This is a genomic window from Crenobacter sp. CS_VA4 (assembly GCF_055597485.1).
In genome coordinates this window covers 1-255 of sequence record NZ_JBVMAE010000154.1, presented here as the reverse complement: position 1 = coordinate 255, position 255 = coordinate 1, and the positions used below count along the sequence as shown (strand labels likewise).

1 protein-coding gene is annotated in these 255 nt (G+C 63.1%); it reads right to left on the bottom strand.

Annotated elements, in window-relative coordinates:
• Positions 1 to 255, bottom strand: a 255-nt coding sequence (locus ACZ2IA_RS23120; RefSeq protein WP_470294922.1) for a hypothetical protein, incomplete at both ends; no start/stop codon positions are given.

Sequence of the window (255 nt, the reverse complement as noted above, 5' to 3'; positions counted from 1 at the left end):
GCAGCATTTGCGCGGCCTGGCGATAGACTTCGCGCCGGATCATACCCGGAGCCAGGTTGCCCAGAACCCCCGCGACAGCCTGATGCCGCGCCGCCAGTTGCAGCGGGTTGTGGATTTCGATACTGATCAGGCGGGGTTGTACCGTTCCTAGCAGGTCGGAAACCTCGTGCGGAGGCGGCGGCGCAATCTCAAGCAAGGGTTGAATGTCGCTCTGCTGGGTCCGCAGACGCTGGTGGTTGCGCCACAGAAGCACAA